The sequence below is a fragment of the Polyangiaceae bacterium genome (genome assembly GCA_016715885.1).
In the GTDB taxonomy this organism is placed as follows: Bacteria; Myxococcota_A; Polyangia; order Polyangiales; family Polyangiaceae; genus Polyangium.
The window spans coordinates 30,038-55,756 of sequence record JADJXL010000023.1 but is presented as its reverse complement, the minus strand read 5'-3'; the positions used below and the strand labels follow the sequence as shown (position 1 = coordinate 55,756).

General features: G+C 60.1%; 23 protein-coding genes. 17 read left to right on the top strand and 6 right to left on the bottom strand.

The features are described 5' to 3' along the window. Positions 1 to 214 precede the first annotated feature (214 nt). From dctP to IPM54_33655, 4 genes are all read left to right on the top strand, one after another. A complete protein-coding gene (dctP, locus tag IPM54_33670; GenBank protein ID MBK9264720.1) occupies positions 215 to 1,219 on the top strand; it encodes a TRAP transporter substrate-binding protein DctP in 1,005 nt (334 codons plus the stop codon). 162 nt (positions 1,220 to 1,381) lie between these two features. Next, positions 1,382 to 2,638, top strand: a complete 1,257-nt coding sequence (locus IPM54_33665) for a methionine adenosyltransferase (GenBank protein ID MBK9264719.1) — start codon at positions 1,382 to 1,384, stop codon at positions 2,636 to 2,638. A 266-nt stretch (positions 2,639 to 2,904) separates the two neighbouring features. Then, positions 2,905 to 4,224, top strand: a complete 1,320-nt coding sequence (locus IPM54_33660; GenBank protein ID MBK9264718.1) for a choice-of-anchor L domain-containing protein — start codon at positions 2,905 to 2,907, stop codon at positions 4,222 to 4,224. 167 nt (positions 4,225 to 4,391) lie between these two features. Continuing rightward, complete coding sequence (locus IPM54_33655; protein MBK9264717.1) at positions 4,392 to 5,678, top strand: choice-of-anchor L domain-containing protein; 1,287 nt, start codon at positions 4,392 to 4,394, stop codon at positions 5,676 to 5,678. A gap of 59 nt (positions 5,679 to 5,737) precedes the next feature. Here the strand turns inward: IPM54_33655 and IPM54_33650 are convergent, their stop codons facing one another. Further along, on the bottom strand, positions 5,738 to 6,673 hold the full coding sequence (locus tag IPM54_33650) for a hypothetical protein (GenBank protein ID MBK9264716.1): 936 nt from the start codon (positions 6,671 to 6,673) through the stop codon (positions 5,738 to 5,740). 179 nt (positions 6,674 to 6,852) lie between these two features. On the opposite strand from IPM54_33650, the gene IPM54_33645 reads away from it, so the two are divergent. Genes IPM54_33645 through IPM54_33615 form a run of 7 tightly spaced genes read left to right on the top strand, consistent with a single transcriptional unit; the run spans position 6,853 to position 12,497 of the window. Next, positions 6,853 to 7,497, top strand: a complete 645-nt coding sequence (locus tag IPM54_33645; protein MBK9264715.1) for a MerR family transcriptional regulator — start codon at positions 6,853 to 6,855, stop codon at positions 7,495 to 7,497. 29 nt (positions 7,498 to 7,526) lie between these two features. Further along, complete coding sequence (locus IPM54_33640; GenBank protein MBK9264714.1) at positions 7,527 to 8,744, top strand: IscS subfamily cysteine desulfurase; 1,218 nt, start codon at positions 7,527 to 7,529, stop codon at positions 8,742 to 8,744. 40 nt (positions 8,745 to 8,784) lie between these two features. Then, positions 8,785 to 9,210 carry a Fe-S cluster assembly scaffold IscU gene (iscU, locus tag IPM54_33635; protein MBK9264713.1) on the top strand — a complete coding sequence of 142 codons (426 nt, stop codon included), beginning with the start codon at positions 8,785 to 8,787 and terminating at the stop codon, positions 9,208 to 9,210. Further along, positions 9,207 to 9,620 carry an iron-sulfur cluster assembly accessory protein gene (locus IPM54_33630; GenBank protein MBK9264712.1) on the top strand — a complete coding sequence of 138 codons (414 nt, stop codon included), beginning with the start codon at positions 9,207 to 9,209 and terminating at the stop codon, positions 9,618 to 9,620. Before iscU ends, IPM54_33630 begins: the two co-directional genes overlap by 4 nt. 29 nt (positions 9,621 to 9,649) lie before the next feature. Further along, the gene (gene hscB / locus IPM54_33625) at positions 9,650 to 10,171 is read left to right on the top strand and encodes a Fe-S protein assembly co-chaperone HscB (protein ID MBK9264711.1); all 522 of its coding nucleotides are present in this window, start codon (positions 9,650 to 9,652) and stop codon (positions 10,169 to 10,171) included. Positions 10,172 to 10,180: 9 nt separating this feature from the next. Beyond that, a complete protein-coding gene (hscA, locus tag IPM54_33620; GenBank protein ID MBK9264710.1) occupies positions 10,181 to 12,127 on the top strand; it encodes a Fe-S protein assembly chaperone HscA in 1,947 nt (648 codons plus the stop codon). 4 nt (positions 12,128 to 12,131) lie between these two features. Then, the gene (locus IPM54_33615) at positions 12,132 to 12,497 is read left to right on the top strand and encodes a 2Fe-2S iron-sulfur cluster binding domain-containing protein (protein ID MBK9264709.1); all 366 of its coding nucleotides are present in this window, start codon (positions 12,132 to 12,134) and stop codon (positions 12,495 to 12,497) included. Here IPM54_33615 and IPM54_33610 read toward each other — a convergent pair. Then, positions 12,494 to 12,775, bottom strand: a complete 282-nt coding sequence (locus IPM54_33610) for a hypothetical protein (GenBank protein ID MBK9264708.1) — start codon at positions 12,773 to 12,775, stop codon at positions 12,494 to 12,496. The two genes, IPM54_33615 and IPM54_33610, sit on opposite strands and share 4 nt — an antisense overlap. 235 nt (positions 12,776 to 13,010) lie before the next feature. Between IPM54_33610 and IPM54_33605 the strand changes: the two genes are divergently transcribed. Further along, positions 13,011 to 15,266, top strand: a complete 2,256-nt coding sequence (locus tag IPM54_33605; protein MBK9264707.1) for a polysaccharide biosynthesis tyrosine autokinase — start codon at positions 13,011 to 13,013, stop codon at positions 15,264 to 15,266. Between the two features lie 357 nt (positions 15,267 to 15,623). Here IPM54_33605 and IPM54_33600 read toward each other — a convergent pair whose 3' ends face one another. Continuing rightward, on the bottom strand, positions 15,624 to 17,144 hold the full coding sequence (locus IPM54_33600; protein ID MBK9264706.1) for an undecaprenyl/decaprenyl-phosphate alpha-N-acetylglucosaminyl 1-phosphate transferase: 1,521 nt from the start codon (positions 17,142 to 17,144) through the stop codon (positions 15,624 to 15,626). A 363-nt stretch (positions 17,145 to 17,507) separates the two neighbouring features. Here IPM54_33600 and IPM54_33595 point away from each other — a divergent pair, with 363 nt between their 5' ends. Genes IPM54_33595 through IPM54_33585 form a run of 3 tightly spaced genes read left to right on the top strand, consistent with a single transcriptional unit; the run spans position 17,508 to position 21,050 of the window. After that, positions 17,508 to 19,271, top strand: coding sequence for a carbamoyltransferase (locus tag IPM54_33595; protein MBK9264705.1), 1,764 nt, complete (start codon positions 17,508 to 17,510; stop codon positions 19,269 to 19,271). Positions 19,272 to 19,274: 3 nt separating this feature from the next. After that, positions 19,275 to 19,865 carry a hypothetical protein gene (locus IPM54_33590; GenBank protein ID MBK9264704.1) on the top strand — a complete coding sequence of 197 codons (591 nt, stop codon included), beginning with the start codon at positions 19,275 to 19,277 and terminating at the stop codon, positions 19,863 to 19,865. Between the two features lie 33 nt (positions 19,866 to 19,898). Further along, the gene (locus IPM54_33585) at positions 19,899 to 21,050 is read left to right on the top strand and encodes a glycosyltransferase (protein ID MBK9264703.1); all 1,152 of its coding nucleotides are present in this window, start codon (positions 19,899 to 19,901) and stop codon (positions 21,048 to 21,050) included. 12 nt (positions 21,051 to 21,062) lie between these two features. Here IPM54_33585 and IPM54_33580 read toward each other — a convergent pair whose 3' ends face one another. Beyond that, on the bottom strand, positions 21,063 to 22,004 hold the full coding sequence (locus tag IPM54_33580; protein ID MBK9264702.1) for a LysR family transcriptional regulator: 942 nt from the start codon (positions 22,002 to 22,004) through the stop codon (positions 21,063 to 21,065). Between the two features lie 237 nt (positions 22,005 to 22,241). Between IPM54_33580 and IPM54_33575 the strand changes: the two genes are divergently transcribed. After that, the gene (locus tag IPM54_33575; protein ID MBK9264701.1) at positions 22,242 to 22,853 is read left to right on the top strand and encodes a hypothetical protein; all 612 of its coding nucleotides are present in this window, start codon (positions 22,242 to 22,244) and stop codon (positions 22,851 to 22,853) included. A gap of 49 nt (positions 22,854 to 22,902) precedes the next feature. Here IPM54_33575 and IPM54_33570 read toward each other — a convergent pair whose 3' ends face one another. Further along, on the bottom strand, positions 22,903 to 23,307 hold the full coding sequence (locus IPM54_33570; protein MBK9264700.1) for a group II truncated hemoglobin: 405 nt from the start codon (positions 23,305 to 23,307) through the stop codon (positions 22,903 to 22,905). Between the two features lie 93 nt (positions 23,308 to 23,400). Here IPM54_33570 and IPM54_33565 point away from each other — a divergent pair, with 93 nt between their 5' ends. Continuing rightward, positions 23,401 to 23,808, top strand: a complete 408-nt coding sequence (locus IPM54_33565) for a cupin domain-containing protein (protein MBK9264699.1) — start codon at positions 23,401 to 23,403, stop codon at positions 23,806 to 23,808. Between the two features lie 203 nt (positions 23,809 to 24,011). On the opposite strand, the gene murJ is transcribed toward IPM54_33565, so the two are convergent. Further along, positions 24,012 to 25,673, bottom strand: coding sequence for a murein biosynthesis integral membrane protein MurJ (murJ, locus tag IPM54_33560; protein ID MBK9264698.1), 1,662 nt, complete (start codon positions 25,671 to 25,673; stop codon positions 24,012 to 24,014). Positions 25,674 to 25,719: the final 46 nt, after the last annotated feature.

Genomic DNA, 25,719 nt, shown 5'->3' with positions numbered 1-25,719 from the left:
CTCTTGTCCGCGGACGACAGGAGCGCTGGTCCGGCATCGTGCTGCCGCTGTCCGGTTCCGGTTCGACGCACTTTGCTGCGTTGCATCGTGGACCGATCCGGTCAGGCGAGACTGTTCTGGAGGTCGAACCTCCTTTATACGATCGCGGCAATAAGGAAGACTCTCGGGAGCGACGAGAGCGAGGGTGCCCGAACCGAGCGATGGAGGTTTTCAGATGATGCGGCGAAAAGCGGTGATTCAGCTTCTCAGTGCCCTGACGATCCTTGCGGGCGTTGGACTTTCTCAACAAGCCAACGCGGCCGAGCATACGGTCAAGCTTGGGACGTTGGCGCCGAAGTCGAGCCCCTGGGGGAAGGTGTTTTCGACGTGGGTGAAGGCGGTCGAGGAGAAGAGCGGCGGGCGGCTCGAAGTGCAGATTTTCTACAACGGCGCGCAGGGCGACGAGAAAGCCATGGTTGGCAAGTGCAAGGCCGGCCAGCTCGATGGCGCCGCAATCACTGCCGTCGGTCTCAGCGCCATCTACAAACCCATCCTCGCGCTGCAAATGCCCGGTCTGTTCAGCTCGTGGGCCAAGCTCGACGCAGCGCGTGACTCGATGCGTGGCGACTTCGAGCGCGGCGCGCGTGACGCGGGCTTCGTCATCCTCGGCAACGGCGACGTAGGCCGTACGCATGTCATGTCGAAGGGTTTCGCCATCCGAACCCCCGACGACCTCAAGGGCAAGAAGCCGTATGTGTGGCGTGATGACTCGATCTTGGGGGTCGTCTACCAAGTCATCGGCGGCATCACTGCCGTCCCCCTCAGCGTTCCCGAAGTTCTCCCGCAGCTCAACACGGGCGCCATCAACATCGTCATCGCGCCGGCGCTCGCCGCCGAACAGCTTCAGTGGTCGTCCAAAGTGGACCACATCGTCAGTGATTCCTCTGGATTCGCCATCGGCTCACTCGTCATGTCCTCCAAGAAGCTCGACTCCTTGCCGGCCGACTTGAAAGCCATCCTCACGGACACCGGCAAGGTTGCTGCGGCAGCCCTCACCAAGCGTATTCGTGACGAAGACGCAGCGGCCTTCGGGCGCATGAAGGGCAAGATGACGGTCATCGACCTGACGGGCGACGAGAAGGGCAAGTGGCAGAACGTTTTCAAGCAGGTGCGCGCTCGCTTGGGTCAAGGCACTTTCCCGAGCAGCGTCGTCTCCAAGCTCGAAGGCATGAGCGGCTGATGACCGCTCGTGCCTAGGTAGCTCGGCGCTTTGCCGTGCCTGTCGTGAAATGCCGGATCGCCCCAGAGCAATCCGGCGTTTCGCTTTTTGTGCCGCTACCCGCGTTGACGGTCCAGCGTCCGCGGCGTATGCGTACGCTCCGCCTCTCCCCAAGGAGCATTCATGCGCCGGTATCAGTTCACTTCAGAGTCCGTCACGGAAGGCCATCCCGACAAGATCTGCGACCAAATTTCCGACGCCGTTCTCGACGGCATCCTTGCCCAAGATCCGGCAGCTCGCGTCGCGTGCGAGACGATGGTCAAGACCGGCATGGCAATCGTCGCTGGCGAGATCACCACGACCGCGTGGGTCGACATGCCCGTGCTCGTTCGAAGCACCATCAAAGACATCGGATACACCGACGCAGCGATGGGTTTTGACTACGAAACCTGCGCCGTGCTCACGGCGATCGAGAAGCAGAGCCCGGACATTTCACGCGGCGTGACCGAGGGCGAGGGGCTCCACAAGGAACAAGGTGCCGGTGATCAAGGCATGATGTTCGGCTACGCGTCCGACGAAACCTCGGAGCTCATGCCCGCACCCATTTCTTACGCGCACCGCATGGCTCGGAAGCTTGCCGAGGTTCGCAAGGCGAACAAGGTGGACTGGCTGCGCCCCGACGGGAAAACCCAGGTCACGTTCGAGTACGAAAACGACGTACCCGTACGCGTTGCGGCCATCGTGCTCTCCACGCAGCACGGACCCGACGTCAAGCACAAGACCATCGTCGATGCGATGCATTCGCTCGTCATCGAAAAGGTCATCCCCGAGAAGTTCATCGACAAGCACACGAAGATTTTCATCAACCCCACGGGACGTTTCGTCATTGGTGGGCCGTTTGGCGATGCGGGTCTCACGGGCCGCAAGATCATCGTCGACACCTATGGCGGCATGGGTCGTCACGGCGGCGGTGCTTTCAGCGGCAAGGATCCCACCAAGGTCGACCGATCGGCTTGTTATTACGCGCGGTACGTCGCGAAAAACGTCGTCGCCGCGAAGCTTGCGTCCCGGTGCGAAGTGCAGATTGCTTATGCGATCGGCGTGGCTCAGCCCGTCGGCGTCTTCGTCAACACGTTCGGTACTGGAAGGATCGCGGACGAAGTGCTCGAGAAGTACATCCTCGACCAGTTCGACATGCGTCCCAAGGCCATCATCGATCAGCTCGACCTGTTGAAGCCGATCTACAGGCGCACCGCCGCGTACGGGCATTTCGGCCGCGACGAGTTCACGTGGGAACGTACCGATCGTGCCGAGAAGATGCGCGACGACCTTCTGCACCCGACGGCATCGGCAGCTTCGGCGACGCCGACCAATGGCGACAGCGGCAAGGGCAAGAAGAAGGGCAAGAAGTCCGCTTCCAGCGCAGGCGACCACGCCTGACGATCATCCGCTCGCCCCCACACTGAGCCCTTCACTCCACTGCGTGACAGCTTCGTCACGATTCAGCTACGCTAGGCATTCTTGCATTCGGTCCATCGACTGCGTTGCGGAGCCACTTTCCGTGGCCTTCCACGACGTGGCCGTTGGCCGAGCATTCCTTTACATGAACGATTTGGTGACTCGAGTCATCGAACGCTCGCGGGTTTGTCGCCACCGAGGTTCACTTCGAACCCCAACCGTTCCTTTTGCCACCGAGAGGTCTTTGCATGAAGCAGTTGAATTCATCCACATGGGTTTTGCTCGTCGGTTTTGCCGCCATCCTCGCTGCTTGCTCCGCAAAGCCCACGCAACCGTCTGGCACGGGTGGCACGGGGAACACCACCAGCAACGGGGGCAGCGGCGGCGAGAGCAGCAGCTCGTCGTCCTCCAGCGGCATGGGCGGCGCGGGCGGTGAAGGCGGCAGCTTCATCCCGCCAACGGGTAGCGGCGGCGGTGGCGGCGGCACCTGCGATGAAGGCCTGCCCGACAAAGACAACGATGGCGACGGCTACACCGAGATGGAGGGCGACTGCTACGACTGTGACAAGAACGTCAACCCGGGCGCAGTGGATGTCGTCGCCGAGCCCGATGCGATGGGCAACGTCCCGGATCCCGTCGATGAAAACTGCAACGGTGAGAAGGACGAGCCGCCGCCCACCTGCGACTCGGGCCTCGCACTAGCCAGCGAAGACCCCATGGATGCGGCCAAAGCCATTGGGCTTTGCAACTTCGTCAAGAGCGCCAAGTGGGTGCTCGCCGATGGAAGCCCCATTCCGTCGGATCCCACGAAGCTTGCGAACTTCCACAAGGGCCACGGCATCCTGCCCAAGTTTGGCACGAACAACACCCCCCAAGAGGGCGTCAACATGCTGATGCTCTCATCGGGCACCGCACGCGACAAAGGCCACGGCGAGTCCGTCTATCGCACGTTCGACAAGAACTACACGAGCAACGCGCCGTTCGGCTTCCCGAAGGCGAGCCCTGCGTGCCCCGGCGTCACGACAGGATTGCCCCACGACGCAACCGGCGTGCAACTCGAAATCAACGTCCCGACGAACGCTCTCAGCGCATCGTTCGACTTCCAGTTCTTCACCTACGAGTGGCACGACTTCATCTGCCAGCAGTTCAACGACTTCTTCGTCGCTCACGTCGAGCCCTTCCCGATGGGGCAGATGGACGGCAACGTCGCCTTCGACAAGAACGGCAACCCGATCAGCGTCAACAACGCCTTCATCGATTCGTGCGGTTGTCCGGGCAATCCTCCAGGCACCTGCACCGCGGGTGGCGTTCCCTTCGTCTGCAGCCTCGGGAAAAACGCCCTCGCCGGCACGCCCTTCGAGTCGGACCTCGCCAACCCCGGTTGGTCTCATGGATCGACCGGATGGCTACGCACCACGATGCCCGTTACTCCGGGAGCCACGTTCCGCATTCGCCTCGTGACGTACGATTCCAGCGATGGAAACCTCGATTCGAGCACGCTGATCGACAACTGGCAGTGGTACGGAAAGCCGGGCGAAGTCGGCACCATCCAGCCACCTCCGAAGTGATCCCCGTCTCACGCGCGTGACCACGCGTATCGCACCGCCATCGTCGCCCTTTAGCCCCCACACATTCCTGTTACACTTACTCGCAGTCTGCTCACGAAGCGCTTGCTTCGTGAGCGTGGGTCGCGCTTGGCTTGTCCCTCTGCACCGGCCGAGGATGGAGTACGATCATGAAGCGTAGTAACCTGATTGCTTTTGGTTTCGCTGGTCTCGTCGCCGCCGTGGCCGCTCAAATGGCGTGTAGCCCCATCGGTCGGCGCGGCACGGATCAATGCGATGGCGTCTTCGAAAACGGCGAGTGTCTCGATGACAGCACCACCGGAAACGGCGGCAGTGGTGGGTCCGGACAAACCAGCAGCAATGGATCGGGCGGCGATGGTGGTGACATCTTCATCCCGCCCACCGGTAGCGGCGGTGGCGGCGTCGGAGGAGGCGCTTCGTGTGCGACCGATCCCAACGTCGATGACGACGGCGACGGCGCCACTGAAAATCAGGGCGACTGCAACGACTGCGATGCGAACGTCGGCCCGGGTGCCATCGAAGTGGCCACGGATCCGAACGATCCAATGGCGCAGCAGTCCGACGAGGATTGTGACGGCACGGTCGATAACGTGGCGTCCACGTGCGACGACAACCTCGCCTTCGACAACCTCGAGGCAGCAAACGGCGTGCGTGCCGTGGACATCTGCAATTTCGTCAACCCGGGCGAATTGAAGTGGGGCGTGCTCAGCACGATGTACGTCCGCTCGAACGGCGCACCCGCCAGCCCCGGCACCCAAGCTGGCCTGCTCAGCGACTTCGGCCCCAACGTCAAGCCGCAAGGCGGCACCCGCATGCTCGCCCTCGCCTCGGGCACGGCCCGTCTGCCCAACCAACCCGACGCCTGCGGCGCGTCGAGCTGTCCGGGCATCGGTTCAGGCACGCCGCCTCCCGGCTTCCCGCAAGACCCCCCGAGTTGCCCCGTCTCCACCTCGATCTACGACGACGTCGGCCTCGAAGTCAGGATGCGCGCCCCGACGAACGCAACGGGCTACAAGTTCAGCTTCAAGTTCTACTCGTTCGAGTACCCCGAGTGGGTCTGCCAAACCTACAACGACCAGTTCATCTCGCTCGTCAACCCAGCCCCGCTCGGCTCGATCAACGGCAACATCTCGTTCGACAGCCAGACCAACCCCGTCAGCGTCAACGTCGCCTTCTTCGACGTATGCCAGGGCTGCCCGCTCGGCACGGGCGAATTGCAGGGCACCGGCTTCGACACCTGGAACGATGCCGGCGCAACCGGATGGCTCCAGTCGCAAGCTCCCGTCAAAGGCGGCCAGGAGTTCATCATCCGCTGGGCCATCTGGGACACCGGCGATTCCGCCTACGACTCCACGGCGCTCGTCGACAACTTCGAATGGATCGCCAGCGGCGGCACCGTCGTCGTCGGCACCACGCCCATTCCCGACCCGAAGTGAGCCCCTCGATCACCCGTTCGACATGACAAACGCCCCGCACCCCGCGGGGCGTTTTGCCGTCAAGCCATCGCCCGAACCAAGTCTTCCACTTTCGCACCATCGATGGGCACGGATCCAAGCGATGCAACATCGATGCGCTGCGTAGCGGCTTCGTAGAGCCATCGCGGCGCGAGCACGTCGCCTCCAAGCCATGCACGCGTTTGCGGTTCGTCCTGCAAAACTGCAACGTCGAGGTACCCAATCGGCACGCGTTCGAGCGACTTCGGGACCATGCCGTTCGGCAATGGATCTCGAGCATCCGTGACGGCTCTTGGCAACGACGACGCGATCGAGTCCACCGTCGCAACGGGTTTGCCCATGTGCTCGACGAGTCCTTCGATCACGCGTGCTCCAAACGATTCGAGGCGTGCGTCGGGAAGAACCTCCTTCAAACTCGCAGGATTTTTTCCAGAACAGCGATCGATGGCTCGCTCGTGGATCGTCGTCAGCTCTGCCGGCAGCGCGATCGACTGATCGAAGCCCGTGATCACCTCGATGAGCACCCCACCTGTTCGCGTCACGTCGTAGCCCAAGAGGGCCCCTGGTCGTTGTTTCAGCGAAATCCATTCGCGCCCGAAGTAATGCGCCATCGCTCCCGCCCGCGAAAACGCCCGCAGAAATGGCCGAACATTCCGATTGAGCAGCGTCCGAGCCGTCGCATCCGCTTCGATCCACGCAACGTGCGGCAGCGCGAGCGACAGCACGAGCCCCGCACCACCCATCCACGCTGCGGTTCCCGTCGTCATGCGCCTGTAAACGGGCACATGAGCTGCCTCGCATGCACGAAGCTCGACCACCCGCCCCGCGTGCTGCATCGCGCCCAGGATCAGCGCTGGCCCACGCACCACGCTTGCCGTGAGCACGGCTGTTTGCTGCTGCCCTGCAACGCTCAGCGCGGCCCCGCTCTGCGCCAACGCTTCGGGTACCGATCGCTCCTCGAGGTGAACGACCTGCATTCGATCAGCGTTGCACACGGACGGCTCGAGAGGTGCCAACCCCCATCGATGTCGCCCCCATCAAAATTTTTCTCCTTCGGCTCGGCCTTAGCCCGTCTCTCGGGTTGACAGACCCAACCTGGGCGCCTAAACCTCCCGTTAGGTAACCCTCACGCATACGTAAGGGTTGGAGTTCGGGCATGGCACCTGTTCGGCATTTACCCCTTGCGACCCATTCCGAAAGGAGAGCGACAGCTACTTCTTCCGGAGTTTCTCGTTTGGGTCCCGAGCGGTGGCCAAGCGTGCACGTAGCGCCGGACGCGGATCATGACGGACAGGGTTCGTCCGAGCACCTGCTCCAAGTCGGAGATCTTGCACGCGCGAGCGGCAAGACGGTCCGCGCCATTCATCACTACGAGGAAGTGGGCCTCTTGCGTCCGCATGCGCGGTCGAAGGGGCGCTATCGCCTCTATGACCAAGCGGCCGTGACGCGCGTGCGCTGGATCGGCAAGTTGCACGATTTGGGTTTGTCTCTGTCCCAGATCCAAGAAGTGGTCGCGGCTTGGGAAAGCGCTCCGTCCGCTCCCGAAGCCATGGCCCGTATTCGCTCGATGTATCTGCAAAAGCTGCAAGAAACGCGAGCTCAAATCTCCAACCTGATGTCGCTCGAGCGCGAGCTTCTCGCGAGCATCGACTACCTCGACACCTGCGACACGTGTGACCCTGACGAACTCGTGGCGGCGTGCACGAGTTGTCATGTTCGCGAGCGGACGCGTGAAGAACCCGAGCTCGTTGCGGGCATTTATGGCGGCGGCACCACGACGCGTGGAGAGGTCGCTCGTTGATACGCGCTGAACAAGGATTTCCGATGACTGTGCAGATCCCGATTTACATGGACTATCACGCAACGACGCCCGTCGATCCGCGGGTCATCGAAGCGATGTTGCCGTATTTCAACGTGAAGTTCGGTAACGCCGCGAGCCGCAGTCACATCTTTGGTTGGACGGCGGAAGAGGCCGTTACGCGATCGCGCGAGCTCGTGGCGAAGCTGATTGGCGCGACGAACCCGAAGGAGATCGTCTTCACGTCGGGCGCGACCGAGAGCAACAACCTGGCGATCAAGGGTGTCGCAGACTTTTACAAGGAAAAGGGCAACCACATCATCACGACGGTGATCGAGCACAAAGCGGTGCTCGACACCTGCAAACGCCTGGAAAAGCAGGGGTTTGAAGTGACGTACTTGCCCGTTGGCAAGAGCGGCATCGTCGATCCGGACGACGTCGCGAAGGCCATCAAGGACAAGACGATCCTCGTGTCCGTGATGCTCGCGAACAACGAAGTCGGCACGGTGCAGCCCATCAAGGAGATCGGCGCGATCACGCGTAAGCGTGGCGTCTTGCTGCATTCGGATGCCGTGCAAGGCGTGGGCAAGGTTCCGTTCGACGTCGAAGCGATGAACGTGGATCTCGCGTCGATCACCGCGCACAAGATGTATGGGCCCAAAGGAGTTGGAGCGCTGTACGTGCGTCGCTCCAAACCTCGCGTGCGTGTGGCGGCTCAAATGGACGGCGGTGGACACGAATTCGGCATGCGTTCGGGCACGCTCAACGTTCCTGGCATCGTGGGATTCGGCAAGGCCGCGGCCCTGATGCTCGACGAAGGCAAAGCGGAATCCGAGCGGCTTTTCGGTCTTCGTGAGCGATTGCGGACGAAGCTCGGGACCGCGCTCGACGAGATCTTCGTCAACGGATCGCTCGAACATCGTTTGCCCGGGAACCTGAACATCTCGTTCGCGTTCGTCGAAGGCGAAGCGCTCATCATGGCGATCAAGGACGTCGCGGTTTCCAGCGGTTCGGCGTGCACCAGCGCGAGCCTCGAGCCTTCGTACGTGCTGCATGCGATGGGCGTCGGCGATGACCTCGCGCACTCATCCATTCGTTTTGGCCTCGGCCGTTTCACGACGGAAGAGGAAGTCGACTACGTGGCGGACCTCGTGACGAGCAAAGTGAGAAAGCTTCGCGACATGTCGCCGCTGTACGAGATGCACAAGGAAGGCATCGACCTCACGACCGTGCAATGGGCGGCGCACTGAGGGGTTTGTCCCAGGATTTTGTAAGGAGAGATTTCGAGCCATGGCATACAGCGACAAGGTCATCGAGCATTACGAGAACCCGCGAAACGTCGGCACGCTCGACAAGAACGACGACCACGTCGGTACCGGACTCGTCGGCGCGCCTGCATGCGGTGACGTGATGCGTCTTCAGATCAAGGTGAACGACGGCGGCGTCATCGAAGACGCCAAGTTCAAGACGTTTGGCTGCGGATCGGCCATCGCTTCGTCGTCTCTCGCGACCGAATGGTTGAAGGGTAAAACCGTCGACGAGGCCGAGACGATCAAGAACAGCATGATCGCCGAGGAGCTGCATTTGCCCCCGGTCAAGATTCACTGCTCGGTGCTCGCCGAAGACGCGATCAAGAGCGCGATCGCGGATTTCCGGGCCAAACAAGCCGCCAAGAAGGCTCTGTCCGGACAAACAGAGCCGGGAGGTTCGTCATGAATGCAGCCACTGAATCCGTACCAACTGGGAAACCGGTGGATCGACCCGTGAGCGATGCGAACCGCAAGACGATTGGCGTCAGCACCCAAGCCGTCGATGCGATACGAATGAACCTCGCCAAACGCGGCACACCCAACGCCGCAATTCGCGTAGGCATTCGTGGCGGCGGTTGCTCGGGTTTTTCCTACGTCATCGAGTTCGACGACGACGAACCGCGCAAGGGCGATTTGGTGCTCGAATTCGAGGAAGAAGGCAAAGCGCGCGTCCGCGTGTTCTGCGACAAGAAGAGCATCCTGTACCTCGGTGGATCGGTGCTCGATTGGGAAAAGACGCTGATGTTTCAGGGGTTCAAGTTCAAGAACCCGCAAGAGGCAAGCCGCTGCGGCTGCGGTCATTCGTTCACCGTCTGATGATCGCACGAGCGCGTTGAGCACCACCCATGAGTGATCCCTTCGAAACCATGGGGGTCGAGCCCCGATTCGACATCGACCCGGACAAACTAGCCGAGCGACACCGCGATCTTTCGCGGGCGCTGCATCCGGATCGTTACGCCGGCGCGCCGGCGGCCGAACGGCGTTTGGCGCTGGGCCGCGCGATCGAAGTGAACGACGCGTATCGAGTGCTCAAGGATCCCGTGCGGCGGGCGGAGGCGCTGCTGCGGCGAGCGGGAGTTCCGGTCGGTGAAACGGCTGAGCCGAAGCCGTCGCAAGCGCTGCTGATGGAGATGATGGAGCAGCGTGAAGAGCTTGCGGATGCGCGGCGAAGCAAGGATCTCGGGGCCGTGCACAAGCTGGCGTTGGCCGTGCGTGAGCGCGAACGGGACGTGCTCGCAAAGCTTGGTCGAGCGCTCGCGGCGGATGGGAGCGAAGTTTCCGCGGCGCTACCGCATTTGGGGGAGCTCAGGTATTTGCGGCGTTTCCTCGAGGAAGTGAGCGCCATCGAAGAGGACCTCGCGCCCTGAAAGATCACGATGCAACTGCTGGAAATATTCGACCCCAAAGCAGCGCCCAAGCCCATCGGCATCGATCTGGGCACGACGAACTCGCTCGTCGCGCGGGTTCGTGATGGCAAACCGTTCGTCATTGCGGACTGTAACCAAGACAAACTCGTCCCGTCCGTCGTGCATTACGACGCGCGGGGTCGCGTCATGGTGGGGCGCGATGCAGCGCGCCTTGCTGCGGAATTCCCACGCGAAACGATCGTCAGTGTGAAACGGTTCATGGGCCGAGGTGCCGATGATCCGGAGACGCGAAGGCTCGGGCCGTACGAGTTTGCCCCGGCAAACACGCCCGAAGAAGCCAAGACCGTGCGGTTTCTCGTGCGCGGCAAGGCCGTCACGCCGGTCGAGGTTTCAGCCGAGATCCTGAAGGTGTTGCGGCAGCTTGCCGAAGACGAGCTGCGATCCGTGGGCGGCGCGGTGATCACGGTGCCGGCGTATTTCGACGATGCGCAACGGCAAGCCACGAAGGACGCGGGAAAGCTCGCGGGGATCGACGTGCTGCGGCTGCTCAACGAGCCCACGGCCGCGGCGCTCGCGTATGGCCTGGAGAGCCGCAAGAACGGGCTTTTTGCGGTGTACGACCTGGGAGGCGGCACGTTCGACGTCACGATTTTGCTGCTCGACAACGGCGTGTTTCAGGTGCGTTCGACGGGTGGAGACAGCGCGCTCGGGGGCGACGACATGGACCGCGCGCTCGCGACGAAGATCCTGGCGGACCTTGGGGCAAAGGCGAATCCGCCGCGAGAGCTCGTGCGATTGGCGCTCGATACGGCTCGGCGCATCAAGCACGGGCTGACCGATGCAGCGCAGGTCGAAGCCGAGATCGAGGTCGAAGGCGGCACGCGCACGATCACAGTTACGCGTGACGAATTCGAGGCGCTCGCGATGCCGATCGTGGAACGCACAGGCGTTGCATGTCGAAGGGCGATGCGTGATGCGGGCGTAACGCCTGCCGAGATCGATGGCGTGATCCTCGTGGGAGGCGCGACGCGCGTGCCGCTCGTGCGGCGTTACGTGGAGAAGTTGTTTGGCAAGCCGCCGCTTTCGGACATCGATCCGGACGAAGTGGTTGCGCTTGGAGCTGCGATCCAGGCGGACATTCTGGCGGGCACGAAGGAACGCGCGGACGAGGTGCTGCTGCTCGACGTGCTTCCGCTGTCGCTCGGGCTCGAAACGATGGGCGGCGTCGCGGAGAAGATTTTGCCGCGAAACACGACGATTCCGGCCGGTGCGCGACAAACTTTCACGACGTATGCGGACAATCAAACGGGCTTCGACTTGCACATCGTGCAGGGCGAACGCGAGCTCGCTGCGGATTGTCGGTCACTCGCTCGGTTCGTGCTCAAAGGAATTCCCCCGATGCCTGCGGGCATGGCGCGTCTCGAGGTGACGTTTCGCGTGGATGCGGACGGCATTCTTGGCGTGACCGCGACGGAGATGACGACGGGCATCGAGCAGCGTGTTGAGGTGACGCCGAGTTACGGGCTCACCGACGAAGAGGTCGAAGCGATGCTCATGGCGGCGCTCGATCACGGCGAGGAAGACTTGGAGCGCCGACAGCTCGTGGAAGCGCGTGTGGAAGCGGAACGAGTGCTGCATGCAACACGTAAAGCGCTCGAAGCGGACGCGGACTTGATCGAGGCTGCGGATGAACGGAAGCGGATCGACGAGGCGATCGCGGCGCTGGAGCGAGCGGTTCGTGGCGACAAACCGGCGCTGATTCGTTTGAGCACGGATGATTTGGACAACGCCACGCACGAATGGGCCGGGCGCCGTATGGATCGCGCGATCGCGCGGGCTATCGCGGGCAAGGATGTCGAACAGATCGAACGCTCGGTGGCGCATGCGAAGGGCGTGGATGCGCACGTTGCCGAACATGGACATGCAGACGCGGAACCCTCCGCGCCGGAGAGCTGAGCGAATGGCGAAGGTACGTTTTTCAGGGCACGGCAACTCTTGGGAGGTCGAGGTGCCGGTGGGTACTTCGCTGCTCGAAGCCGCGCGCAAGGTCGATGCGCCCGAGGGCTCCGCGTGCGGCGGCGTCTGTGCGTGTTCGACGTGTCACGTGTACGTCGCGAAGGGCAAGGACCTGCTCAGCGCGGCCGAGGAAGAGGAAGAGGACATTTTGGACAAGGCGTTCGATGTCCGGATGAATTCTCGCCTTGGTTGTCAGGCGAAGATCGAACGCGACGGGGACATCGAGGCGGAGATCTCGGGCGAGAGTCTCGACGCGTTTTACAACGAGCATCCGCAGTTCACGGATCCACGCAAAACGAAGCGCAATTAGCGCGGTTGACCGGCGGGTTCTCGTGGCGGCGCGGGCTTGAGCTTCATGTCCGCGGGCGGGTTTTTCCGGGCACGTTCGACTTCGGCCATCACTTGTTCGGAGAGCTGCTTGCCAGCACGCGCGAACGCGACGGCGGCTTCTTTGGCTGGGCGTGTGGAGAAGATCGCGACCAGATGCTGAGCGGGTGTTTTGTTGCCCACGGGCACCAGGAAAAACGCGAGGCTGCCGAGCAGCAGCACGACACCGTTCACGAGGCGTTTGACGAGATCACCCAGCACTGCGCTCAGCGTAGGCTGCCTTGGCGGATGCCCCTAATTTTCGGCCACGAATGCAAAGCCGAAGTAGATTGACGAAGCGATCGCGACCCAAGTCGGATCTTTCGCGCGCGACTCCTTGAACTTTCGTTGCCCCAGGCGCACCCTAAGTGCGCCCAGGCCCTTGCCCTAGCCCAAAGCTCCCGTGCCGCCGGACCTCTCTCATAAGCCCACGTTGGCGCCGCCCAAAGCGGACCCGATGCACCTGCAACCTGCGCAGGAGGAGGGCATCAATCCGACCATCGTCTGGCAGATGGTGCGCAAGTACTGGTCGACGGCACTTGCGGCCGCGGTCGTCGTGTCGCTCCTGACCACGTTCAACACCTTGGGGCAGGTGAAGATTTACGAATCGCACGCGACGATCCTGTTCGATCCCAATCCCCCCAGGCCCCTCGGGCAGAAGGTCGAAAGCATCGTCGACCTTGGGACGGGCAATTTTTGGGACAATCGCGAATATTACGAAACGCAATACAAGATCATCCAATCGATGAAGGTTGCGTTGGCGGTGGTGGGTGATTTGGGATTGAACCACGACGGGGCATTTTTGAACAATGCGCCGCCGGGCACGCCGTCGCCGCAGATAACCGTATCGGAAGAGATTGCGGCGGAGGCATTGCGAGGGCGGCTCAAAGTGGAGCCGGTGAAGGAGAGTCGGCTGGCGACGGTGAAGTTCGAGGATGCCGACCCTCAGCGAGCGCAGCGCATTTTGACGGCGGTGGTCGATATGTACGTCCAGCAAAACCTGGACGATGCCGTCAGCTCGACGGCGGTGGCGGCGGATTGGCTTCGCAGCCAACTCGACAAATTGAAGGTGGATCTCGAGTCGAGCGAGATGGCGCTGCACAAGTACAAAGAAGAGCAACACATTTTGTCGGTCGCATTGGATGATCAATCCAACATGCTCAGCGACGAAATGAAGCAGCTCAATGCGGCCATTACGATTGTTCGTACGCGCAAGGAAGAAGTCGCGGCGCGGCGGGACGAGCTGGCGAAGATCAAGCAGGAGAGCCCGACGGATTTGCCGGCCACGGAATTGCTACAAAGCAGCGTGCTGACGAATTTGCGAACGACGTACGAAGAAGCGGTGCGTGCTCGCGATGGATTGAAGGGCGAGGGGAAAGGCAACAATCATCCGGACGTGAAAGAGGCGGATGCGAGGGCCGAAGCGACGAGAAAAGCGCTTTTGGTCGAGGTTCGCAACATTCAGCGGGCGCTCAACAAAGATTTTGCGGTGCTTCAGCGTCAAGAAACGGGCCTCGTGGCGCTGTTCGAGAAAGCGCAAAAACAAGCGCTCGATTTGAATTTGCTCGAAATCGAATACAATCGACTTCGCCGTTCACGCGACAACAACGACAAACTTTATTCGCTGGTGCTCGAACGGACGAAAGAGAGCGATCTGGCGCGCGTTTTGCGCGTGAACAACATCCGCGTTCTCGATAGGCCTCGCGTGCCGCGTGGTCACATTCGCCCAAACATTCCGAAAAATATTGCATTAGGGGTTTTCATCGGCATCGTCATTGGTGTGGGCATGGCGCTCGCTCGAGGGTTGCTCGACCGGACGATACGAACGCCCGACGATATCGAAAAAGGTTTGGGCCTGCCGTTCCTCGGATCGCTGCCGCAAATCGACCACATGCTTCGCGCGGCGCCTTATGGTCGCAAGCGGCGTGGCGAGCACATGAAGGTATCGAAGCCGGAGCTTGCGGTGCACGAGCAGCCGATGAGCGGTGTGGCCGAGGCGGCGCGTGTCATTCGTACGAGCCTGCTGTTCATGGACCCGGACAAACCTTACCGCACGATGTTGGTCACGAGCGCCGGGCCGTCGGAGGGAAAGACGACGGTGGCGACGTGCATTGCGATTACGCTGGCGCAAACGGGCCAACGCGTGGCGCTCATCGATTGCGATTTGCGGCGGCCGCGCGTGCATCGCGTGTTTCATACGGGTTCCGAAGTCGGCGTGACGACGTGCCTCATCGATGGCTCGATTGATGACGCGGTTTTCGATTCCGGCGTGCCCAATCTATCGATCATCCCGGCAGGCCCCATTCCGCCAAATCCGGCCGAAATTTTGCACAGTGACAAATTCCGGCAATTTTTGAAGCAGGTCAGTGACCGCTTCGATCGCGTCATCATCGACAGTCCGCCAATCGTACCGGTCACCGATGCGGCGATTCTTTCGACGCTGGTCGATGGCACGGTGCTCGTGGTGCGTGCATTGAAGACGACGAAGGACTTGGCGAAGGTTGCGGTGCGAGCGCTGCAGGATATCGGGGTGCCGAAAGCGGGTGCGGTGCTCAATGGCGTTACGTTCACCGGCGACGAATATCGCTATCGATATCAGTATTACCGCCGTGACGATGAAGAGGTCGAGCCTGCCGGACAAGCGCCGAAGGTTCGCATGAAAGAGCGCGTGAGCCAGGTCGACGAGCCGCAGGAATCGGCGCCGCCGCATTGAGAGGCCGTCTCAAAACTCGGAACCCGCATCCTCGCCCCAGCCCCGCGCGGGGTTAAAACCCCGCGCTACACGATAAAAAGTCCCTCACTTCCGTTCGGGACTAGCGTTGTACGGTTTTGGATCATCATCGAGAATCCTCGACGATTTCGCAGCAGACACCAAATCTCACGATGCGGCATGACGCGAGTCCGAGCGCGGTAGCGCGAGGCCTTTTCAATGTGTAGCCCCAGGTTTTAACCTGGGGCGGGCGTGCGGTGATGCATTACGCCTCGAGTTTTGAGACAGCCTCTGAAGCCGGGCGCTTGATTTACGTTGGGGGGGCGAGCCTGGACCTATATCGACAGACCAATGATTCTATCAAACTTGCGCCGTCGCGGGCCGCGTTTCGGCGGCTTCGTTCTCGTGCACTTGCTGAGCAGCCGGAGCAAGGCGGCTCCTCACGCGAACAAGGTTTGCTTCGAGGATATCGGTGACCACCTGCAAAAGCACTTCCGTTTGAGGGCAAACGTCGCCGAAATCGCTGCGGAAGCCGAATTTGATGTCGGCTCGGGCCAAGTCGTCACGCCCAATGGGATACCGAGCGCTCAGGACGTCAGGTCCGAACGTCGTCGATTCCTGAGGGTTTGTCCAGTGGAACACCGGCGAAGCGTCGTCTTCTTGCGATAGGATATCGATGTAACACAGGCCCGCTTCGATGCCGCATTCGGTGAGCGTCGCCATCACATCGGCTTGCGTGCGGGCTTTTTCGAATCGAGCGGGCAGCGTGGGGACGATGCGTCGCAAAAGCTCGCTATCGCGCGGGCGGAGTCGTTCTCGTTGACGACGACGTCGGTGGACGTATCCAAAATATCCCACGGCACGCACGAGACCAATGAACACCGCACTCGTCGCCACGAGCGCCACGCCCACCTGCCAAGATCGCCCGAGCGAAATGGCAATGGCCGTCAGCATGAGAATCACGTTGATGGCGTAAATGGCGAGCACTGCGCGACGATGGGTGAGGCCCATGTCGAGCAATCGATGATGGATGTGGCCTCGGTCAGGCGAGAAAATCGGCCGGCGTTCGAGCCAACGCCGAACCATGGCGAAGAGCGTATCGAAAATGGGCACGCCGAGCGCAACGACGGGAACCAACAAGGATACGGTCGTGGACGCTTTGACCGCAGCGCCGGCGAGCGACGTCGTTGCAATCACGTAACCCAGGAAATAACTTCCCGAGTCCCCCATGAAAATGCGCGCAGGATTGAAGTTGTAAAAGAGGAAACCGAGAATCGCGCCCATCGTCGTCGCCATGAAAAGAGCAGGCAACGACCCTTCGGAAAGCCATGCGACGACGAAATTCGTCATGCTCGCAAAAAACACGACACCTGCAGCGAGACCATCGAGCCCGTCGATCAAATTGACCGCATTGACGATTCCGACGATCCAAAAGACCGTCACGGGAAGCGCAAATGCCCCCATCGATAAATCGCCGATGAACGGCAGCGCAATCACGTCGATGCGGAAACCGCACGCGAACGCGAACATGGCAACGGCAATTTGAGCGTAGAGCTTGTAGAGGGCGCGGATTCCTCGCGTATCGTCGACGGCGCCCACGATACACATGAACGCTCCGCCCACGAACAATCCGACGACTTTGCTGATGTCTTTCGTGAAATCGTTGGCAACGGCCGACTGAACGAAGAACAGCCCCACGAGCGGAGCAAAAAAACCGAGGCAAATTGCAAGCCCCCCAAGCCTCGGCGTTTCATGACGATGTACGTGTCGCCCGCCAGGACGGCTGACGGCACCCAAGCGAAACGCGAGCAATCGTACCAGTGGAGTCAACGTTCCGCTGACGAAGGCGGCGAGCGTGAAAGCTGCGAGATAGGTCCGCATGCGTTCAATTCCCTCGTGAAGTCGTGTGCTCTCTGTTGTAAGAACCTGCCTTCGCGTTCAGATCGTTTTGATCGTTCCTCGCGCGCTTCACGGTAGGCTCCGCCACGGACCTCTCAAGCGATCCACCTAACCCAAAAACCGTTTCGTCCACGTGCAGTCGTCAAGGATTTGGCATGCGCCCGGAATTTTCTCATGGTTCGATGAAAAGAGTCGAATTTGTAGCACGATACAGCATCTATGGAGCGCTGGAAAGACATGACCTCGTGTCACGCCGTTTCTCGAACACTTTCAACGTTGCTTGACGCTGCCCGCAGCGTATCGGTATATTCCTGCTCTCGCGCCGCTAGCGCAATGGAGAAATGAATGTCGCGTTTGGTTCTGGGCATCAATTCGGCTCATGGTGATGCGTCTGCCGCACTCGTAGGCGAGAACGGGATTTTAGCTGCCATCGCAGAGGAACGGATCAATCGACAGAAGCACTGCGCGGGCTTTCCGCGCCTCGCCGTGGCCGAAGTGTTGCGTTTGGCCGGTGCGAGCCCGAGCGACATCACCGACATCGCCGTGGCGCGTGACCCTCGCGCAAATCTTGCGGCGAAACTACGTTACGTTGCGGCCAGGCCCATCACGGGCGTCCCCAATGCCATCGAACGCCTGATGATTCATCGCAAAGTCGGCTCGAGCTCGAACCTCGTGGCCGAAGCGCTGGGCGTTGCCGAAGACCAAATCAAAGCTCAATTTCATCGCGTCGAACATCACCTGGCCCACGTTGCCAGTTCGTTTTACTGGTCCCCTTTCGATCGAGCGACGGGCATCACGTGCGACGGTGCCGGGGATTTCGCGACGAACCTCGTCGGCCTCTGCGAAGGCAATCGCATTCAAGTTTTGCGCAAAACGCTCTGGCCGCACTCGCTGGGAGTATTTTACACGGCCGTTTGCCAGTTCCTCGGTTTCGACAGATTCGGCGAGGAATACAAGGTCATGGGGCTTTCTGCTTACGGCGTGAATCGGTTCGCGCGTGAAATGCGCAAAATCGTTCGCTTCGACGCCGAGCATGGAATCCAGCTCGATTTGACGTGGTTTCGGCATCACAAAACGACGGAGGGCATGGAAACGACAAGTGGGGTGGAAGTGACGATTCCACGTCTTTGGTCGGACGCGATGGTGTCGCTCTTCGGGCCGCCGCGTAATCGGTCCGAGCCCATCACGGATCGCGATCGTGATCTTGCAGCATCGCTTCAATCGCGTTTCGAGGACATTTATTTGGCGCTCGTAGGAGACGCCGTCGAACGCACGGGCATTCGCAACGTCGTCATGGCTGGCGGTTCGGTGCTCAATTCCGTGGGCAATGGCCGGATGATCACCGAAGGCGTCGTCGATCGCGCGTATTTCCATCCGGCCGCATCGGATGACGGCACCGCCGCAGGAGCAGCGCTTTGGGTGATGCATGGCGTGCACGGGCATCCGCGAACGGCGGAAGTGCGGCACGCGTATTGGGGTACGAATTGGAACGACGACGAAATCGAAGCGGCATTGCGCAAATCGGAGCTCCCCTATAAGCGCCTCGATCGAGAACAATTGCTCGAAACGGCGGCGGGCGCATTGTCCCAAGGCAAAATCATGGGTTGGTTTCAGGGGCGCGAAGAATGGGGCCCGCGAGCGCTCGGGAATCGAAGCATTCTTTGTCATCCCGGCTGGCCGGGGATGAAAGCGACGCTCAATGCACGCATCAAGAATCGCGAACCGTTCCGCCCGTTCGCGCCGGTCATTCGCATCGAAAAGCTGAATACGTGTTTTCACGGCAGCCACGAAGTGCCCTTCATGATCATCGTCTACAAGGTGCGCCCCGAATGGAAGGAAAAACTCTCCGCCATTACGCACGAAGATGGTACGGGGCGCGTGCAAACGGTTCGCCGCGACGAAAATGCCTTGTATTACGACCTCATCAAGGTCTTCGAAGAAAAGACCGGCGTCCCGGTCCTACTGAATACGTCGTTCAACGAAAACGAGCCCATCGTGCACACGCCCGAGCAGGCGATCGATTGTTATCGCAGGACGCGCATGGATTGCCTCGGGATTGGATCGTTCTGGCTGGAAAAACCCATGAACCCCGACGACGCGAGTAGCTAAAAGATGGCCAAGCTTTTCCCTTCGCTTACTCTTGCCGCTGCGCTTTCGACGATTTCCTTTGCCGCGAGCGCCGACCCCACCAAAAACCTTTTATCGGCCCCAGGCCCGCATATGTGCGTTCCGGGCACGCAATTTTCGTGCTCGTGCGGCGACGGTTCCACCGGAATTGCGACATGCAATCCCAATGGATTGGGCCTTTCGGTATGTGCGTGCGCCAAAGTAAGAGTATCGGTCCCCATGCCCGTCATCATGGTCCCCGATATACGCGTGCGGCGCGTTCCCATGCGCAAGCGGAAAAGCGCACCTCTCCCGGGATTGGCGTTGCTTCTCGGGGGCGCGTGTACGCTAGGCACGGGAGCATTCAATGTGGGGTTCGGGGTCGAGCGCATTCGTGACAAGGGAAAAGATCCATTCGGTATCGTATCGGTCGCACTGGGAGGCACGGCGATGCTCATTGGATTGCCGTTGACGATCGTGGGGATCGTCCGATACGCGAACGAGCCCAAGGAAGTCGATAAAGACAAAGATGCCAAAAAGTCCGATACGGGCATTCGGTTTGCCCCCACGGCAGACGGATTCGCTCTGCACTTTTGATTGATTGCACGCGCTGCTCGGTTGTGCGTCCGTATGAATATCCTGCACGTCGTTCCTTCGTTTTACCCAGCAACTTCGTTTGGCGGACCCATTTGGTCGACGTACGGGCTATGCAATGCACTCGCCCGCAAGCGCGACATTTCGCTGAAAGTGCTCACGTCGGACACCGCTGGTCCAACAAGGCACGAACGCCTGCGGTCGGAATCCATTCGCGCCGAGCTGTTCCCTGGATACACGGTTGATTTCCAGCGCAAATGGGCCAGCACCGCGGTGGCTCCAGGGTTCGTCTCGGAACTGCCTCGTCTCATGCAATGGGCCGATGTCGTGCACGTGACGGCGGTGTATTCGTTTTCGACGATTCCAGCGCTCGCTGCGTGCCGCGCGTGGAAAAAACCCGTCGTATGGTCGTGTCGAGGTGCATTGCAGCGGTGGGAGCACACGCGCAAGCGGCCCTTGAAGATGGCCTGGGAACGCACGTGTGCGACCATTTTGGCAGGTCATCCGCACGCGATTCACGTCACGTCGCCCGAAGAAGGTCAAGCCGCTCGGACGCAAATGCCGAATTCGCCCATCGTCGAAATTCCGAACGGCGTCGACATTCCGGAATCTCTCGCGCCGCGCCCATGGCAACCGGAAGGCAAAACGCGCGTGCTTTTTTTGGGGCGATTCGATCCCATCAAAGGCATCGAAAACCTCGTCGACGCCGTTGCATTGTCCAAAGTGCCGGCACTCGAGCTTTCTCTGTGCGGATCGGGGGACGCAACCTACACGGCTTCGCTCGCCAAGCGCATCGAAGAAAAAGGGCTATCGTCAAGTGTAAAACTCGCGGGGTTCGTCGAAGGAGCGGCCAAGGCGCGAGCATTTGCCAACGCCGATATTTGCGTATTGCCATCGTTTTCCGAAAATTTTGGCATGGTCGTGGTCGAAGCTTTGTCACATGGCGTGCCGGTGATTGCGTCTCGAGGTACGCCTTGGAAGGATCTGCAATCGCGCGAATGCGGATTGTGGGTCCAAAACGATCCGGCGTCGCTTGCTCGAGCGATGGACGACCTGGCCCAGAAAAACCTCGAAGCCATGGGGCAACGAGGGCGCGCCTGGATGTGCGAGAGTTTCGATTGGAATGCGGTTGCGGGGCGAATGGCCGAGGTTTATCATAATTTGCGGGAGGATAGCCGATTCCGGTAAGCTGAGAAAGCGTCACGAAGAACTGGAGGCAGCCTGTTCGCTCGCGTTGATTTCGTCCGCGATTCGCGCAAGCAGATCGCGAATCCATTGTTGTTTGGGATCACGATGGCTCCGTTCGTGCCACACCATGGGTACTCGAACGATTGGCAGCGAAAATGGTGGGGGCCGAATGACAAGACCAACGTGACGACCGAGTTTGCGTGCAAGCCATGACGTCGTCGTGAGTACGAGGTCCGTTTCGGCAACGAGCAACGGAGATAGGGCAGGATACGGCAATCGTAATGCAATACGGCGCGTAATGCCGAGTTTGGTCATGGCCATGTCCACCGGTCCCACGTTCGCATTGCCCAGCGTAATGACGAGGTGGTCGAGCGCCGCGAAGTGCTCGATGTCCCAGGGAGTTCGAAGGGCAGGATGACCTTCACGAAGCACGCATGCCCAGCGATTGTCGATGAGCGGACGAGCATAGATGTTCGGCTCATCCCCTGTGGGCATACCAATGGTCAAGTCGACGGTGCCGCTTTCGAGGTGTTCGCGCCATTGCGCTTCCCATCGGACAATTTCGAGATCGAGGCCCGGTGATTCGACGGCGAGGCGACGAATGAGCGGCGGTACGACCATGTAACTTACGATATCCGGAGCAGCGATTCGAATGGTTCCGACGGCGGTTTTTGGATCAAAACCAGTTGGCCGCACGAGCCCTTGAATTTCAGCGAGCAATTCATCGACTTTTGCCGCAATGGCTCGCGCCCGCGCGGTCGGCTCCATTTTGCCCTTCACTCGTACGAAGAGAGCGTCATCGAAGACTTCGCGAAGGCGCGCAAGCGCGCGACTCATCGCTGGTTGGCTCATTCCAAGCCTCTTGGCCGCCAGACTCACGTGTCGGTCGTGGAGCAGAGCGTGAAGCGCCACGAGGAGGTTCAGGTCGAGGTCAGCCACTTCTTTCGAAGACATGGCGGCATCGTAGCGCAAAGCAGAAAACGATGCAGCGGCCAATAGGAACGTTCACGCCGCAAGCTTGATCACCGAGACGTCGAATCATTCGCGCCGCGAATACGGACTATTCGCATTGCGCATTGGATTGTCGGAGCGCAGTCCATTATACCCGTTCGCAATCGAGCCGTGATGGTTCGAGACGACGACTCGCTCCTCTCCATGCATGCCGAATCGATCGGCGAAGGGAAAACACCCATGAAGTCCAACAACGTCGTATCGTTCTCAGAACGTGGTTTCAGCGCTGCGTCCATTGCATCATTCGCGCTGCTGGCTGCCTTGGGCATTGGAATGTCAGGTTGCAATGAAGCCGTGGCGGCCGAAACCGATTCGATCGAAATGGAGCAGCGAATCGAGGCGCTCGAGACGAAAGAAGCCATTCGAGAAAGCATACTCGAGTTTGCGCGCATCGTGGACAAGGCCGACATCACGGCGCTCCCGAGCTTGAAGTCCAAGCTCCATGCGGATTTCCAGCTCGATGTGGTCGATTTCGAGGGCCACGAGCTCCACTTCGTCGGATTCGATGGGCTCACGAAGGAGTACGGACCCATCATGTTGGCGGCGCAAGCGAATCTTGCGGTGAGTGAAATTGGTGTGAAGCTCGAAGGTGATACCGCGACAGCGTCCTTCAAGTTCATCAATTCCGTCAAACCTCCGCCGGAACTTGGCGTCCCTGTGAACGAAAAACTCCTGCTTTTGGCCGATAATACCGCGGTATTCGTACGCACGGCAGGCGTGTGGCAGCTTCGTTCGATGGAACTGGTGCACTCGCTCGCTTATCCTGGAGAGCTTCCCGCGCCTCCTCCGTGATGGCCAATCGCGCATGCACTTGCATCGAAGTGCATTTGATGAAAAGGGATCAACCCGGGCGATTTCGCATAAAATCCGCAACTTCGGCGAGTCGCCTTTCCAAAAAACCACGCAGCTCGGCCGGCGTATTCGTTTCGTCCATGGCCGTGCGCATGGCGCGCATCCAAGCGTCTCGCATGGCGATATCGACGGGAACGCGCGCGTGACGCATGCGCAAACGCGGATGACCGTGCTGCGCGATGTAATCCTGGGGCCCGCCCAGCCATCCAATCAGGAAAAGCGCAAATCGATCGCGGCTCTCGCGCGCGACTTTGCCTTCGTCATCGAGCGGGTGCAATCGAGCGAGCTCCGGTTCGTCTCGGTCCATCGCATCGTAAAAATGTTCGCACAACTTGCGTACGGCGGCTTCGCCACCTAGCAGCTCGAAGGGCGTTTTCTCGAGCGTTTCGGACATGAGACGTTCTCCAAAGCGCGCTTGGTTTCAGGCGCTTGCCCTGCTCTACCATCCGGTGTATGGCGTGCAAGGGCACGAGCGAAAGAAGTCATCATGGACAAGACAGGAAAATTCGACCTCGAAAAGTATCCCATCCATCTTGGATTGAACGCGAAAGCCACGGTACAGGACGAGTTCACGGGGGCCGTGGACTGGTACGAGCGTTATGGTGCACAGAATGCTGCCGACGGGGCCGAAGGACGCCTGGTGAGCCTGCACAGTTTCTCGTCACCGTGGGGAACGTGGGAGATGCATCCTGAAGGGGAGGAGCTGGTGGTTTGCATCAGCGGAAAAATGACGTTGATCCAAGAGATCGACGGCAAGCATCAACGGGTGGAGCTTTTGCCGGGCGAAGCGATCGTCAATCCTCGAGGCGTTTGGCACACGGCGGATGTCCATGAAAAAGCGTGTGCGCTTTTCATTACCGCTGGTATGGGCACGCAAGTTCGGCCGCGCAATTGAATTCCTGGGCTACTCCCAAAAGCTCAGCGTCTGATCGATCGTTTCTCGTTTTTTGAATACCACGAAATGCTTCCCGTCGTCGATGTATCCAATGACTTTTGGAACTTGGCGGCTATTGTAACGCGACCACATGCTTTACGTGTATTTCGCGGTTCAGCGTATCGACAGCCATTTATTGCTGTCGTCCCAACACTCTTCTTGCGTCAATGTCGACGACGGACGCGACGTGTGACTCGATTCATGGCACTCGTTGCTTCAGGGATACGCAGAAGTACGGCCGCGCCTAGATAGGTGGTGCCAAAGCATCCGAAAATAGGGACGACGGCCAGAAATGGTGGAAACCAGGGCATCCACAAATCAAGGAGGATCCTAACGCCAACAGCAATCGCTGATGCGACGAGCGCTGCAAGGCTGATTCTCCACAGAAATGACCAGGGGATCCAAGAGCGGCCGATGCGATCGTTCATCCTATTACGGAGCATCAAGAGCTCGATCCATCCAGCAACGCTGGACGTGACAGTGATGCAGGCGATGCTCCACGACATATCGAATCCGAGATAGCGTGGTAGCCGCACGCCCGCGACGTAACCGAGCGCGGTTGTCAGCGCCACTCGGATGATTGCAAAGCGAAGCGGCGAGCGTGTATCTTCAACGGCGTAGAACGTCGAGGAATACAAGCGCCCAAGTGTAGACGGCAGCAGCCCCAAGGCACTTCCTGCCAATGCGGCCCATACGTAATGGATGTCGTTTTGCGAAAATTTTCCGGTTTTGTATAGCGCTGCGATGACGACGTCCCCAACCGCCATGTAAGCTGTCATCGACGGAACGATAAAAAAAGCTATTTGACGCAAACCGCGCTCCAATTGCGTGCGCAAGGCTTCGTTGGATTCGGCCGTCGAGGTTTGTGCGCCCTCTCCGCGCGAACGTGCCATCTCAGCGAGGCTCACAGCGGACACCGACATGCCAAAAAGGCTTATGGGCAGAAGAGACAGTGTTTGCGCATAGCCCAGCACCGACACCGCGCCTGCATGCGAAAGACTGGCGAGCATGTTGTCGACATAGGCGCTGATCTGCACGACACCCCGTGCGACGACCACGGAGCCAAAGCTGCCGAGAACGTTCTGCACGTGCTTGGACCGGATATCGACCGAGGGTCGAAACTTGGTAAGGAGCTTGAAGACGGTCGGCAATTGAACGGCGAGCTGCAAGAAGCAGCCTAGGACCAACCCCCACGCAGCCGTGACGGCGAGATCGAGTTGAGCTTGCCGACCTCCGAAAAGGAGCAGTGTGCCGATGATGGCGAGATTCCAAACGACGGGCGCTGCATAAGAGAGAAAGAACCGGCGGTGGCTGTTGAGGATCCCCAGGCACCAAGCGGACATGACGAGAAGAGCGATTCCCGGAAAAAGAATCCTCACGAGCCGAATCGTCAAAAGCCGCTTTTCGCCTTCAAAACCGGGCGCAATCAAGCTGATCATGAAAGGCGTAATCAGAACGCCGATCAATGCCAGAATCGAGACGACGATTGCCAAAAGAGTCGCGACGACGCCCGCGACGCGGTCGGCTTCGACCTGGTTCTTTTCGCCCAAAAGGCGTGCGTAGACCGGAATGAAAGAGCCGGATAGTACGCCATCGCCGAAAAGATTCTGCAGGAAATTGGGGATCCTCAGCGCGGACCTGAATGCATCGGCGGCCTCGGAAGTGCCGAAGTAGTGCGCCAAGACGCGTTCCCGGATGAAGCCTACGATTCGGCTCGCAAAGATTCCGGCTGCTACCTCGGCTGCCCCATGTCGTGGACCATCGTGCACTGGCCGAAGCTTCGAAGCCACTTCCTCGCTTCCGCCTCGGCTCACATTGGTGGTCATATCGTCGCGCCGCCTGACATCCTATTCTCGAGCGCGGTCAACGGGT